This is a genomic window from Neobacillus sp. 204 (genome assembly GCF_046562815.1).
Lineage (GTDB): Bacteria > Bacillota > Bacilli > Bacillales > Cytobacillaceae > Neobacillus.
Map to the genome: position 1 here is coordinate 1 of NZ_JBJORY010000032.1, position 14,198 is coordinate 14,198.

Here is a 14,198-nt window from a genome sequence, read left to right on the forward strand (position 1 = left end):
AATAATGAAATTAAAATTGATTGTTTGTTTGCACGATTTTGTTTGTTTAGTTTTCAAAGAACAAGCTCGTTACTTCGTTTGAAGCAACTTTATAAATATATCATTTCAGCAATTCGTTGTCAACACTTTTTATCAACGTTTTTCAACACCAACAAGTTAGTAACTTGTCATTAACGACTGCTTTAATATATTACCACCATGCCTAGGCCACGTCAACAAAAAATCTAAAATTAATTTTCTCCATTCAACTTTCTTCTATATAAATAGAAAAGCCGGCCCTTCATTAGGGCCGACCTCTTCTTACTTCGTAATCTTAATTATTCCCTCTTGCTTCAATTCAACTTGACCTTGTTTATTAATTACAACTTTTTCACCCTCGGCTAAGTTCGTGAAGACAATCGGAGTGATTGTGGATGTCGCATGTTCTTTAATGTAATTTAAATCCACTTTTAATAACGGCTGTCCCTGTTCAATAACGTCATTTTCAGAAACTAACGTCTCGAAGCCTTGACCTTTTAAATTAACAGTGTCAATGCCCACATGAATCAGGATTTCACGCCCCGTATCAGATAAGATACCAATGGCATGTTTTGTAGGGAAGAGGTTTACGATTTTTCCGTTAACCGGTGAAACAACTGTTCCTTCAGCTGGTAAAATCGCAAAGCCATCGCCCATCATTTTTCCAGCAAACACCTGATCAGGCACTTCAGTAATCGGCTTTATTTCCCCTTTAAGCGGTGCTGCAAATACTTCATTTTCACGCGCTTTTTCAAGTGCATCTGTATTTACATTACTTTGTTCCGCACCTTTTTCTACTGTATCAACAGAAGCCTTAGAAGGTCTTTTACCAGACATAATATCCTTCATTTGCCCCTTAATTGTTTCAGAACGTGGTCCAAAAATCGCTTGAATGTTATTTCCTACTTCTAACACACCCGCAGCACCAAGTTTTTTCAACTCAGCTTTGTCCACGTTTTTAATATCATTTACCGAAACACGAAGACGTGTAATACATGCATCTAAATGAGCAATATTTTCCTTGCCACCCATAGCATCTAATATATTGGCTGCTAAATCACCTGTACCTGATTTTCTTGTTGGTGCTTGATCTTCTTCTTCCTCTAGTTCACGACCTGGTGTTTTTAAATTAAACTTACGAATCGCAAATCGGAATCCAAAGTAATAAATAAGCGCAAAGACAAGACCTACTGGAATAACGATCCATGCATTTGTTTGTGGATTGATTAATCCAAATAGCACATAGTCAATTAATCCACCTGAGAACGTCATCCCGATTTTTACATTTAACAAGTGCATGGTCATAAATGATAATCCTGCAAAAATGGCATGGATTCCAAATAATACTGGTGCTACAAATAAGAATGAGAATTCAATTGGCTCTGTAATACCTGTAAGGAAAGAAGTCAAGGCTGCAGAAGCCATTAATCCCCCTACGAATACTTTCTTTTCTGGTCGAGCCTCATGATAAATAGCGAGTGCAGCAGCAGGAAGTCCAAACATCATGAACGGATATTTACCTGTTGTGAATGTACCTGCCGTTAAATGTTGAACATTATCTTTAATTTGTTCCATAAAAATACGTTGGTCACCACGAACAAGATCTCCAGCAGCATTTGTATAGCTTCCAAATTCATACCAGAATGGAGCATAGAAAATATGATGTAATCCAAATGGAATTAACGAACGTTCAATTACTCCAAAAATAAAGGCAGCAACAGTTAGGTTTGCATCAACCATGTTAGTGGAGAATGCATTCAGGCCTGTTTGAATTGGCGGCCAAATAATAATCATTAGCAATCCTAAAAGTACAGTACTTGCTGCAGTTACAATCGGAACAAAACGCTTACCAGCAAAGAAACCTAGATATGATGGTAATTCAATTTCGAAGAATCTATTATACATATAAGCAGCAATTAGACCGACGATGATACCTCCAAAAACACCTGTTTGCAGTGTCGGTATACCTAAAACAGAAGCATAGCTTTGAGGATGCTTCGCAAGTGCATCTGCATCAATTCCCAAGGCAGTACCCATTGTTGCATTCATAATCAGGAACCCTACAATCGCAGCTAGTCCGGCTACACCTTCTCCTCCAGCTAGTCCAATTGCTACCCCAACGGCAAATAATAATGACAGGTTTCCGAATATAACACTACCAGCCTGTTCCATAATCTTCGCAACCATGGCAATCCCACTATTATCTAAGAACGGGGCGAGATCAATCAATGTTGGGTTTTGAAGCGCATTACCAATTGCTAATAATATCCCGGCAGCAGGCAAGATTGCGACCGGTAACATAAGTGCTTTACCGACTTTTTGTAAAACACCAAAAGCATTTTTAAACATAAAAAATACCTCCTATTTTTTTGTATAAGCTCATAAAGCGGTTACATTCTTGAGAGAAATACCAACAAAAAAAGGCATGAGTAAAGGTTCAATAGAATGAAGGTATGGGTATAGATTACCCCATTCACTTCATTTCAATTAAACTTTTTACTCATGCCTGATCGAATCAGTAACACGTAAAAAATAAGTGCTATTTATATTTTTTTTGAAGTCGCTGTAAATGCATTGTAAGATAAACTGCTTCTGCATCAAAGACTTTCAATTTTAAGGATTGTTGCATCACTTTTATGAGCTTCCATGAGAGATTATAGCATATCGGATATTCATCTTTCAATAGGGAAGATATTTTTTCTGGTTCATCCACTTTTTCACCCTTAACTACTCGTTCAATAGCAAAGCGTAGGTGACGAACAAGTCTCATATAATCGATTCCTTCTTTATCTATCACTATTTCAAGCTGCTCTTCCACCATAGCAACCAGTCTGCTGACGAGCTGGGAATGTTGGTTCACATCCGAAAGATTCTTATTGGTTATTGCACTATGAATGTGCAAGGCAATAAAGCCAATTTCACCAATCGGAAAGCTAATGCCAGTGTTTTCCTTAATAAGCTCCACAACTTCTTTAGCTATTTCATATTCATGGCGATAAAGGGCTTTTGTCTCAACTAAAAATGGATTTTTCATTTCCATCCCTTGTGAAGCTCGCGTTAAGGCAAACATCAGATGGTCTGTTAAAGCAACGTGAATATGTTCATTTAGCATCGAATTCGTTCGTTGTTTGATTAGCTCAATCGATGCGATGATAACCTCTAAAAATTCATTATCAATAAAAGGAAGCAATTTAATATAATTTTGCTGTTCCTTTTCATTTTTTAAGACAAAGAGTTTTTCCGCAGAGCCTGTTTCGATTAAATCACCGTGTTTGCGATTAAAGCCAATACCTTTGCCAATCAAAACTACTTCTCCGTAGGACGGGTGTTCAGCAATCAAAACATTATTATTTAAAACCTTTTCAATTTTCAGTTGCGCCATACCCTTTTCCCCATTTCTCCCTTTTAACCTTTTAACCTTTTATTTACAGAATAAAAGAGAGATAACAGGAAGTCAACGACAAAGTTCGACAACATTATGTCTTGTCAGATGGTAAATTATTCGAATCTTATTCCTATCGAAGACTCCTGCGGGAGGATGGGGCTGGGGAGACCCCACAGGCGCTTGCGCCGAGGAGGATCCCCGGGCTGCCCGCGGAAAGCGAAGTGTATTCAGACTGCGAGTTAATAACAACGAAAACATCCCTAGGAAAAACAAAAAAAGAACTGTGCCAGCCCACAGTCCTTTTAACTTTATTTTAAGAAAATGAAATAGAGAACAAAGATAACAAAGAAAAAGTACATAACTGGGTGGATTTCTTTTGTCCGTCCCTTTACGATCATCGTAATTGGATAAAAGATAAACCCAACAGCAATTCCAGTTGCAATGCTGTAAGACAGCGGCATCGCAATCATTGTTAAGAATGCCGGAACCGCAATTTCAAAACGCTGCCAATCAATTTTCCCTAAGGAAGAAACCATTAATACCCCTACAATAATTAAGGCAGGTGCCGTAACAGGAGCAGTTACAACCGATAATAACGGAAAGAAGAATAGCGATAAGATAAAGAATCCTGCTGTTACTAAGGCCGCAAATCCAGTTCTAGCCCCAGAAGCAACCCCTGCCGATGACTCAATGTAAGACGTTGTTGTGGATGTTCCTAAAACCGCACCTACAGTTGTTGCAATCGAATCAGAAATTAACGCCCGTCCAGCTCGAGGCAGCTTATTGTCTTTCATAATTCCTGCTTGGTTCGCTACTGCAACAAGCGTCCCTGCATTATCAAAGAAATCAACAAACAAGAAGGTAAGAACAATTCCAAGCATTGCTGTCGTATAAAAAGAACTATCTCCAAACGAAGAAAAGGCTGCACCAAAAGTTGGTGATAAACTTGGTACAGAATCGACTACTTTATGCGGCATATCAATTAAGTTAAAAATCATTCCAACGATAACTGTGATGACCATTCCGTAAAATACTGCACCATTAATACCTCTTGTCATCATAATGACCGTAACAACAATCCCAAAAATAGCAAGAAGAGTAGGTCCTGCAGTTAAATCACCTAACCCAACAAGTGTTGCATCATTATTGACTACAATTCCAGCGTTTTGTAATCCAATAAAGGTAATGAACAAGCCAATCCCTGCACCAACCGCATGTTTTAAATCAACCGGAATCGCATTAATGATTTTTTCACGCAGGCCAGTAAGAGTTAATAAGAAGAAAAATACACCTGAGATAAGAACAGCGCCAAGGGCATGTTGCCAAGGAATTCCGCTTCCTAAAACAACCGTATAAGCAAAGAACGCATTCAAGCCCATTCCTGGTGCTAGTGCCAGTGGATACTTCCCGAGAAGTCCCATAACAATCGATCCTAGTGCTGATGCAAGGGCTGTCGCGACAAATACTGCACCGTAGTCCATTCTTAAGGCATCCGGATAGTCCTTGATCGATGCTAACGATAATGTTAGCGGGTTAACAACTAATATATAAGCCATTGCTAAGAAGGTGGTTAGTCCCCCAATAAATTCGCGGCGATAATTTGTACCGTGTTTCTCAAACTCAAAATACTTCTGCATTCCTCTTCCCCCTAAGGTTCTTTTTCTTTATTATGCAAAAAAGCTCCGGTATCATTCTACCGGAGCGTGACTTTAGGCATGTGCAATAAAAAGAGGCATGCCTCTTTTTTATTAAAACACTGCCTCGTAGTCAAGCCATTTACGGTGGCTCGGTAGAAACTTTTGGGCCATATTCCCAAGATTATACGATGCAATTAATTATTATTCTCTTAACTCGATTTTTATTTTAGCAGGAAACAAACATCTTGTAAATAAAAAATACGAACGATATTAAAAATAAAATTAAAATCGTTCGTGAATAAAATCCTTCCTAAAATAAATAAGAACTGGAACCATTTTAAGTTCCAGTTCTTACGCTGTTGCAACAGCAATTTAGATTTAATTATGGTCTAACTACCGCTTTTCTTATTGTCTAGCTACAGCGCCTAGGGGCTCGGGGTCATAAGCCAATCTGTCAAGAAGGTTAAAGAGCAACCTTCTCGCCAGCTTGTCTTATGCCTGACGCCCCTGAACAAGGCGCTTCCGCTTTTCTTATTCCCACTCAATCGTTGCAGGCGGCTTGCTGGTAATGTCGTAAACCACTCGGTTTACATGGGCTACTTCGTTCACAATACGCGTCGAAATGACTTCTAAGACATCCCAAGGAATTCTTGCCCAATCGGACGTCATTCCATCAATAGAGGTCACGGCACGAATGCCAATCGTGTAATCGTATGTTCTTGCGTCCCCCATGACACCGACACTGCGAATGTCCGGTAATACAGTGAAATACTGCCAAATTTCCCGATCCAATCCAGCTTTTTTAATTTCCTCGCGGAGGATCCAATCTGATTCACGAACGATTTCAAGTTTATCATCTGAAATAGCTCCTAACACACGAATACCAAGACCCGGGCCAGGGAATGGCTGCCTCCAGACGATATCATCCGGAATACCAAGCTCGGTTCCAAGTGCACGGACCTCATCTTTAAATAGTGTGTTCAACGGTTCGATCAGTTTAAACTGCATATCTTCCGGTAAACCGCCCACATTATGATGAGATTTAATCGTTTGTGCAGTTGCCGTACCACTTTCAATTATATCTGTATAAAGCGTACCTTGGGCTAAAAACTCAATCCCTTCAAGCTTTGTCGCCTCATCATCAAATACATAAATAAACTCATTGCCGATGATTTTTCGTTTTTTCTCAGGGTCAGAAACACCTTCCAACTTTGATAAGAAACGATCTTTGGCATCAACTTTGATTACATTCATATGGAAGCCTTCCGAAAAAGTCTTCATCACGCTCTCCGCCTCATTTTTACGAAGCAGGCCATGATCGACAAAAATACAAGTAAGTTGATCACCGATTGCCTTATGAATCAGCACGGCAACAACTGAAGAGTCAACCCCTCCACTTAAAGCACAAAGAACTTTTTTATCGCCAACCATCTCACGAATTTTTGCCATTTCCACCTCAATGAAGTTGCCCATCGACCAATCGCCAGTGCATTCACACACATTAAAGACAAAATTCCTTAACAGTTCATTGCCATAAATGGAATGACGTACTTCCGGGTGAAACTGTACAGCATAAAGCTTTCGCTCCTCATTACTCATGGCTGAAATCGGGCAGGTTGGGTTCGTGCCATCCACTGTAAAACCTGAAGGTGCTTCTACCACAAGGTCACCGTGACTCATCCACACAGTCTGTTCATTTGGCAGACCGCTAAATAGCGCTGATGGATGCTGCACCGTCATGGTTGCTTTTCCGTATTCACGTTGGCTCGCTTTTTCAACCTTCCCATCAAAATGGACGGTCATTAATTGCATCCCGTAGCAAATTCCAAGGATTGGCAGACCCATTTCAAAAATGGCCTCATCACAGCGGAAGGAATTTTCATCGTATACACTGTTTGGACCGCCGGAGAAGATAATCCCTTTTGGATTTAATTGACGAATTTCTTCGGCTGTAATGGTATGCGGATGCAGTTCACTATATACCCCGAATTCACGGATCCTGCGGGTAATTAATTGGTTATATTGACTCCCAAAATCTAATACAATAATCATCTCATGCTTGCCTGGCAAAGCATCCACCTCAATTTTCTCAAGTTATAGTTATTATGAACCTTTACAGCAAAGGATATAAAAAAAACTAGAATTCTCCCCCTAAAAAATATCAGGAAGGCAGAATTCTAGTTTTCTTGCAAAAGCCACAGAAAAAAATCCTGCCTTCATAGTCAGATCATTATACGGTGACCCGGTAGAGACTCTCGAACCTTATTTTCGAGGATATATGAAGGAAACGTACTATATTTTGATAAGCGTAAGCACCTTTTCAGTTTGGTACTCGTGCTAACCATGAATTAGTACATATTGTAACAATAGGTCGTTTTTGTGGTCAAGCAATTGTTTTTTTGATTAAATTTTCCCATAATTCATACGATTCTTTCCAAGTTCCCTTTGGCAAGTTTTGATGATACAAATAATTTTCATAAATGGCAGTCAAACGAGACATCTCTCGCGTCGAGAAGAACGAATCAATGTACCGTGCATAGTTTCGAAGCGTTTGGTTTTTCTTCCGCTTTAAGCCATAGCGATCGAACTGATCCAATAATGCCAAGTAGGCAGCACCAATACTTTCATCTTTTTTCTTAAATCGGTAAACCGCTAGCAGACTGTATGGCACCCACTTCCCGCGAATTCGATACAGAATGCCGGCTACTGCAGAAAAGAGAAGGATCATGAGAACCATCCTCTTCCAATTGTTGTTAAAAAACAATTTAGACTCTGCCCAGATTCTTTTGACATCAAAGAATTTATTCGAATCGGTTGCTGTATCGGTATCATCGATTTCTTCTTGCTGAGGCTTTTTAACCGGTGGGGTCGTGGTCGCTTGATTATTAGATCCTGAACCTGATGATTCGTAATTGATGTTAATTTGATTAGAAAAACCTTTTGTCGGTTCGAATGGTACCCAGCCTTGATTAGGGAAATAAACCTCCACCCAGGAGTGGGCATTATTATTCGTTACCTCATAGATTTGATTTCCTAAATTCTCATCACTATATTGCAGAAAATCTCCACCTGTGAATCCTTTTACCCAACGCGTCGGAATTCCGAGCGTTCGCAGCATAACGGCCATCGAGGAGGAGAAATTGTCACAATACCCCCTTTTTGTCTCAAACAAAAACTGATCAACATAATCATCGTTGGTGTCAGGCACCGCGACATTTTTCTGATCATAGGTAAACTCGGATTTCCCAAAATAGCTTTCAATCGCTTTGGCTTTATCAAACCAATTGGTTTTTGACGCAGTAATCTCCTCAGCTAATTCTTTTACTCTTGGCGGGAGCTTTGCAGGCAGGAGCGTATACCTTTGATAAAATTCTTCGTTGATGCTTGTTGGGTTGAAACTTTTTGTTTGGACTAAGTCCTTGGCCTTGTATTTTGGAACTTCAAATTCAACAGTAAAGACACTCGGTACCGAAGGGGTATTGTCATTATCGAAAAGGCTGATTCTTTCATTGGTTGTATCGATTTCAAATCGATTGCCCTCTGGGAGCATCTTTAAAACTTTGGTAATTCCAGCTGGGTACATAAGATAATTGAAGTTATAGGCCGGATTTGTAGCCACCCGTGCAGATTCTTTAATTGTCTCCACTGTTTCAGGCACAGAAAAGACAGGGACAAGATCTTCCTGACGAAAGGTTATCGGGGTCGTCCCAGAAGCCAGCCAGCCTTTTCCTGTATACCTATCCTTTGTCTCCATCTTCCAATAATTCTTTCCGTTTCCTTCATACCTAAAGACTGGGTTGTTATCCCCTATAAACGGACCGCCTAATTGAGCATCATTGGTCCCGTAACCTATACGATGCACCCCACTAACCTTACGTTCGGGGACCTTATCGTTATCGGCTGTTAAATAGGGGACAGGGTCAGGCCAAATCGGCGCAGCTTTCGGTGCGACTATTCCCACTAGGACACTTAGCGAAATCATAACAGCGAGCGGAACCATCCACTTGCGAAGGAACGTCGGTTCACCACTGACATTTTCCTTTTTAATGATTCGGTAATACGTCAGCATTCCCATCACTGCAAAACCGGCAACCACCGTTCTGACAATCGCAGCCTTGGCCACATAGGGCGTAAATGTATCTAGAACTGTAATATAAACTAGGGTCATAAAGAAAAAAATAAAGATCCGCTTTCGGTTTAAGACCCAGTAATTAAGTAAGTAAACAATAAGCCAAAGCAGGATAAAAAATAACAATGTCCTAAACTCATTGGATAAGTCATTCCAGCTCCTTGCTGCGAGCAAGCCAAGATTATCGGTCAAGTCTTTAAAGAATGCCTTTATCCATGTTGAATCAAAGAAACCTTCTACAAAATGAATTCGGTTAATTGAATATAAAATAAAGATCGTTTTTATACTATATTTCCAAATCCTTTTCAATTGAAAAAAGGATAATGCAAATGAAATAACCAAAAAGATAATAAAGGTCTCAATATGGTCTGTTTCTGTTAATTGTTCAATGGGCCGCAGCCATTCCCATAATAATAAAAAACTAAATGTATATAACAAAAATGATGATAAATCTTTTTTAATCATCGGAAGTTCACCTCCGAAAAAGCTGCCATGTGTTCGCCTTCCTGAACCAAAACCACCCGGACTCCACGGGCATTAGAAATCCCCATCAGTGACCGTTCCGTGTCTGTCGGTGCTTCTTTCTCTCCTTTAATCAGAAAAAGCGTAATGGCTCCACCTTTTCGCTGTCCTAGAAAGCTCGCTTTTTCAATTAGCGGTTTTGTAATTTGTGCGGTGACAAGCATAAACGAAACGGTTTGCTGAATAAAATGACCATCTGTATCTAATACCTTTTCAAATGGCATGATACATTTCGCCTCTATTTTTGCCAGATGATAAAAGAGCTGCTGAAGATGCTGTTCCCCGCCGCGAATCGGGAAAGTGCCTCGCTCGTTACTAACCGTTAACAGACCAGTCTGGGCTCCCTTTTTTAAAATAGCCCGTAATAATGAGGCCGTAAACGAAACCACTGGCTCAAAATGCTTATTCGCTGCACAGTCCATAACCACAAAAACATCATGTGATTGCCGCTGCTCAAATTCCTTCGTCATTAGGATATTACGCTTGGCGGATGCTTTCCAGTTGATCCACGAAAAGCGGTCACCCGGCTGGTAATCCCGTACCCCAGTCGCCATGGATGTATCACGCTGGACACGTTCCCTTGAGGCAGTCAGGCCAGAATCATAATGATTTTCAAATGATCGATATAATAACTCTGTATAAGCCGGATAGACAATGATCTTGTCCTCCATGACAACCTTCTTTTCTTTTTCAAATAATCCGAGCGGATCCCCGATTCTTAGGGTTAAGGATTCAAATAAATGTTCTCCGCGCGGCAGTTCATCAATGATATATTCATAAGAAAATTCTTTTTTTAAACCGGGAAGAAGCAGGGCCTTCGACTTCTTTTGCTGGGGAGCAAATTTCAAATAATCATTTAATTGGTCTTCAATCAGTAAAAAAAAGAGCGGAAAGGATTTTGCTCTTTTCACTATAACTGTCACCTTTAAAGGCTCTCCGGCATTGTAGTCGCTTTTTGGCAATACCCTTGTCACTTCAAGCTCATTTAAGGAGTACAACGATAGGGCGACACAATAAATCGCAAAGGGCAAAAAGCTATAAAATAAAAACCAGCTTACAAATCCCCCTTGGAACATTGCATAGGAAAAAGTTAACAGAATCAAAAAAAGCAGCAGGATAAACTTCCATACTTTTTTCAATATCATCCAAATTTTTTTCATTTATTTCACTAACCTTTGGACTGGAACCGGGACTCTGGCAACCACCTGGTTCACTAATTCTTCTGCTGAAATCCCTTCGAATTTTGCCTCCGACTTTAAAATGATCCGGTGGGATAAGACAAATCGAGCTAAATATTGAATGTCATCTGGGAGAACATAATCGCGGCCATACATATAGGCATAGCCCTGTGCTGCCTTCATCAGGGCGATTGACCCCCTTGGACTTGCCCCAAGGTAGACACTTCCGTGGCCCCGTGTACGGTTAACGATATCGACAATGTAACGCTTTATCGTGTCATCGACGAACACTTCCTTGATTTCTCTCTGTAAATCGAGAAGACCTTCAAGGTCAATAACTGGCGTTAACTCCTCGATTGGCGGGATCTTTTGAGCTCTGTTTAACACTTCCATTTCCTCTTGTAAGTCTGGATAACCCATTCTCATTTTTAATAAAAAACGGTCCAACTGTGCCTCGGGAAGCGGATAGGTCCCTTCATATTCGATTGGATTTTGCGTAGCCATAACGAAAAATGGCTTATTCAGTTGATGGGTTATTCCATCAATCGTGACACTTGCCTCCTCCATCCCTTCTAAGAGCGCTGACTGCGTCTTCGGGGATGTCCGGTTAATCTCATCGGCGAGAATAATGTTTCCCATTAACGGGCCCGGACGAAATTGAAATTCCATTTCTTTGGGATTATATATGGAGACCCCGGTTACATCGGATGGCAGTAGATCCGGAGTGAATTGAATTCTTCGGAAATTAGCATTTACAGACTTGGCCAACGCACGGACCATCATCGTTTTTCCGACACCTGGTACGTCTTCTAAGAGTACGTGGCCACCTGCTAATAAGGCAACCAAGCTAAGTTCGGCAACGTCCCTTTTTCCAATCATAACCTTTTCAATGTTTACTAGGATCTTCTCTATTGTGGGATTCATTTGTTCAAGAGACAAGGTGATTCCTCCTCAGATGGTTTCTACCTACTTTTTGGCATTATATGTATGTATTCGAGGTTTTCCTGAGAATTCCTGTATTAAGTGACACACATTATTCAAATTTACTAAAATAGTAGTTGGAGGTTGATTGGGGAAATGGCTAACTTTCAACATGAATCGGCCAATTATACATTTTATGGAAAAAGAAAAAGCCTACTCTTTAAAAAGAGTGGACTCTATTTCACTGCTTCACATCGAAATTCTCTTGGATAAATTCCATTTCTTCTTCAGGCGATGCTGCACCAATGGCTTTTCCTACCGTTCCACCCTGCAGCGACCAAATGGCATTATGGTTGCTAACCACATTATCAAAATTGCCTTTTTCCCAAGCTCTTAATATGCCTAAATATAAATCTGCATTTTCATACTTTTTCTCATTTACTTCGACCACTTGTAGTAATCTTTTAACTCGTTCAGCCGTTAGAGGTAATGCCCCCCATTTTTTGTCTGCTAATACCTTTTGATGGGACATATTATGTATCGCTTGCTGAACAGCGTTTTCACTCATACTAAAGGAAAATTCACTATCAACCTTTTTTGTTTGTTCATGGACTTGAACCATTTTTTCACCCTTCGGTGCAGTTCCTACGCTAACAGAGACATTTTCCTTATCAAAATAGAAATAACCCCCAACCAATAACCCCACCAGAACAATTGGTATCCATATTTTTTTAGGAATTTTTTTCATAGTTTCTCCTGCTCCTTTAACGAGAAGGTCTGGAGAATCACCGCCCCTCTATGATAGGATTAAAATTAATAATTCCACATTTCTCCTTTATTTTCCTTTAATACCATTTAAAAAGTGTGGTTTCTAACATAAAAAAGCCTACTCTATAAAAAGAGTAGACTCGTAATTTATAAATTGTTTGGATTGCTTGCTGTTACTTCTCGTTATCTATTACATAGGGCTCCTCTAATGTTACTTCTTTTCTTGTAGTTGATTTGCTCAAAAGGTCTTCTTTAACATGAATAAGTTGGAAATCATCATCTGAGCCAAGTCTTTTTGTAAAAAGATCCCTATCTTGATAGTTCAGATTACATTCTCTTCCGATATTTGGATCGACTGTTACAATTTCTATCTCTTTCCTATCCATAAAATGAGCAACAACAAAGAATTCATAATTTTTATAGCGAGCCATAAAATACTCTCTATATAACTCTGAAACCTCTTCTTTTTTTATTTCTTTTTCATATAAATCTTTATCGTATGCGGACATAACAGGAATGAAACCCTCTTCTGCTCGGTGCAAAAATAATTTTACCTTCGAAATTTCTCCTTTAGTTCCTGTGGAATAAGCTTTATATCTTTTATTTTTATAAACAGCAATGCATCTATCCATAATGCCTCCATACTCTTAATATTCATTGAATATTGGGTTTATATTTTGTAATGATTTGTTCAGGATTTTAAAAAGGGATTCAAAGCTCATTTGACTTTGAATCCTTGATTTCCTATAAATACACTCATATTAATTTCAATTTAAATCATGAAGATACTCTTTAATCAAATGATTTGGGATAAGCCTTCTGCTTACAGGATATCCCTCATACATTAAAATTGGTCTATTGATTTCAATTAGGGCTTCCACGTCATTTAAACCGATGTCCTTTTTAAAAACAAATTGGATAATAAATCTACTGAAATAATATTTTTTCTGTTCTCAATCTTTTAATAAAATTGGCAAGCGCATCACTTTCATTATCAAATACCGTTATTGAACCTTGTACAACACTAGCTCTCTCATCAGTTACAAATACTTCCCAATGGTTACTATTACCAATCCTTATCCCTACTTCATTTTCATGTAAAGGATGTTCATTATACCAATTAAAACGTTGTAGCCCTTCATTTTTGATAATTTTCTTTTCTTTTTCATTCTTCATATTATATCTTCCTTAGGATAAATTTAAGTTTAGTAAAATTATAGTTAATAAATTATTAGCCATTACCTTAAAACTTGATTCCTTAAAATATTTAGTCACTTACTCCCCTTTTATGGATTTTTTTAATAGGCAAAATTACCTTTTTTAAGCAGTGCAGTTTTTAAATTAATAAAGAAATTCATTCTTCCTCTTCCAAAATTATTTACATGATTTTCATCCCCTTCACATACCACCACTGGGGATTGATCTATTTCTGATAAATATTCCATACTATATCCGTTAGGTTCACTTATTTCAAATACGAGATTTCCCACTAAGTCTAACCCAATAATATTACTTCCATAATCTTTCGTTTTTAGTATTAAAATTCTCTGTTCATCTGGATAATAGGATGCCTGTTTAATATTATCTACTTTCTTTTTACACCAAGAACAGAAAAAAACCTGCCATGTTCACGGCGAGGC

11 protein-coding genes and 2 riboswitches are annotated in these 14,198 nt (G+C 39.0%); all 11 genes read right to left on the reverse strand.

Translation table 11 applies throughout. The features are described 5' to 3' along the window. Positions 1–300: 300 nt before the first annotated feature. The 11 genes from ptsG to ACJ004_RS29695 all read right to left on the reverse strand — a co-directional run bounded on the left by ptsG (position 301) and on the right by ACJ004_RS29695 (position 14,003). Positions 301–2,367, reverse strand: coding sequence for a glucose-specific PTS transporter subunit IIBC (gene ptsG / locus ACJ004_RS29645; RefSeq protein WP_410896670.1), 2,067 nt, complete (start codon positions 2,365–2,367; stop codon positions 301–303). Between the two features lie 190 nt (positions 2,368–2,557). Continuing rightward, entirely contained in the window at positions 2,558–3,400 is an 843-nt protein-coding gene (gene glcT / locus ACJ004_RS29650; RefSeq protein WP_410896671.1) for a glucose PTS transporter transcription antiterminator GlcT, read from the reverse strand. Between the two features lie 311 nt (positions 3,401–3,711). Beyond that, the gene (locus ACJ004_RS29655) at positions 3,712–5,040 is read right to left on the reverse strand and encodes an NCS2 family permease (RefSeq protein ID WP_410896672.1); all 1,329 of its coding nucleotides are present in this window, start codon (positions 5,038–5,040) and stop codon (positions 3,712–3,714) included. Between the two features lie 107 nt (positions 5,041–5,147). Beyond that, positions 5,148–5,249, reverse strand: a riboswitch (purine riboswitch). A 322-nt stretch (positions 5,250–5,571) separates the two neighbouring features. Continuing rightward, complete coding sequence (gene guaA / locus ACJ004_RS29660; RefSeq protein ID WP_410896673.1) at positions 5,572–7,092, reverse strand: glutamine-hydrolyzing GMP synthase; 1,521 nt, start codon at positions 7,090–7,092, stop codon at positions 5,572–5,574. A 147-nt stretch (positions 7,093–7,239) separates the two neighbouring features. Then, positions 7,240–7,342: riboswitch (purine riboswitch) on the reverse strand. Positions 7,343–7,423: 81 nt separating this feature from the next. Then, positions 7,424–9,634, reverse strand: a complete 2,211-nt coding sequence (locus ACJ004_RS29665; protein ID WP_410896674.1) for a transglutaminase TgpA family protein — start codon at positions 9,632–9,634, stop codon at positions 7,424–7,426. Next, positions 9,631–10,851, reverse strand: a complete 1,221-nt coding sequence (locus tag ACJ004_RS29670) for a DUF58 domain-containing protein (protein WP_410896675.1) — start codon at positions 10,849–10,851, stop codon at positions 9,631–9,633. Before ACJ004_RS29670 ends, ACJ004_RS29665 begins: the two co-directional genes overlap by 4 nt. Beyond that, a complete protein-coding gene (locus tag ACJ004_RS29675) occupies positions 10,852–11,793 on the reverse strand; it encodes an AAA family ATPase (RefSeq protein ID WP_410896680.1) in 942 nt (313 codons plus the stop codon). It lies immediately after the preceding gene. Positions 11,794–12,031: 238 nt separating this feature from the next. Next, positions 12,032–12,538, reverse strand: a complete 507-nt coding sequence (locus ACJ004_RS29680) for a DUF6241 domain-containing protein (RefSeq protein ID WP_410896676.1) — start codon at positions 12,536–12,538, stop codon at positions 12,032–12,034. Positions 12,539–12,731: 193 nt separating this feature from the next. Further along, on the reverse strand, positions 12,732–13,190 hold the full coding sequence (locus ACJ004_RS29685; RefSeq protein ID WP_410896677.1) for a hypothetical protein: 459 nt from the start codon (positions 13,188–13,190) through the stop codon (positions 12,732–12,734). 295 nt (positions 13,191–13,485) lie between these two features. Further along, positions 13,486–13,734, reverse strand: a complete 249-nt coding sequence (locus tag ACJ004_RS29690; RefSeq protein ID WP_410896678.1) for a hypothetical protein — start codon at positions 13,732–13,734, stop codon at positions 13,486–13,488. 122 nt (positions 13,735–13,856) lie between these two features. Further along, positions 13,857–14,003, reverse strand: coding sequence for a hypothetical protein (locus ACJ004_RS29695; RefSeq protein WP_410896679.1), 147 nt, complete (start codon positions 14,001–14,003; stop codon positions 13,857–13,859). Positions 14,004–14,198 lie beyond the last annotated feature (195 nt).

Bases quoted from the DNA above. Each gene is read 5' to 3' on its own strand.
- ACJ004_RS29685 (WP_410896677.1), bottom strand. From the start codon at position 13,190: ATGGATAGATGCATTGCTGTTTATAAAAATAAAAGATATAAAGCTTAT.
- ACJ004_RS29655 (WP_410896672.1), bottom strand. From the start codon at position 5,040: ATGCAGAAGTATTTTGAGTTTGAGAAACACGGTACAAATTATCGCCGC.
- ACJ004_RS29675 (WP_410896680.1), bottom strand. From the start codon at position 11,793: ATGAATCCCACAATAGAGAAGATCCTAGTAAACATTGAAAAGGTTATG.
- ACJ004_RS29695 (WP_410896679.1), bottom strand. From the start codon at position 14,003: ATGGAATATTTATCAGAAATAGATCAATCCCCAGTGGTGGTATGTGAA.
- ACJ004_RS29665 (WP_410896674.1), bottom strand. From the start codon at position 9,634: ATGATTAAAAAAGATTTATCATCATTTTTGTTATATACATTTAGTTTT.
- guaA (WP_410896673.1), bottom strand. From the start codon at position 7,092: ATGATTATTGTATTAGATTTTGGGAGTCAATATAACCAATTAATTACC.
- ACJ004_RS29680 (WP_410896676.1), bottom strand. From the start codon at position 12,538: ATGAAAAAAATTCCTAAAAAAATATGGATACCAATTGTTCTGGTGGGG.
- ptsG (WP_410896670.1), bottom strand. From the start codon at position 2,367: ATGTTTAAAAATGCTTTTGGTGTTTTACAAAAAGTCGGTAAAGCACTT.
- ACJ004_RS29670 (WP_410896675.1), bottom strand. From the start codon at position 10,851: ATGAAAAAAATTTGGATGATATTGAAAAAAGTATGGAAGTTTATCCTG.
- glcT (WP_410896671.1), bottom strand. From the start codon at position 3,400: ATGGCGCAACTGAAAATTGAAAAGGTTTTAAATAATAATGTTTTGATT.
- ACJ004_RS29690 (WP_410896678.1), bottom strand. From the start codon at position 13,734: ATGAAGAATGAAAAAGAAAAGAAAATTATCAAAAATGAAGGGCTACAA.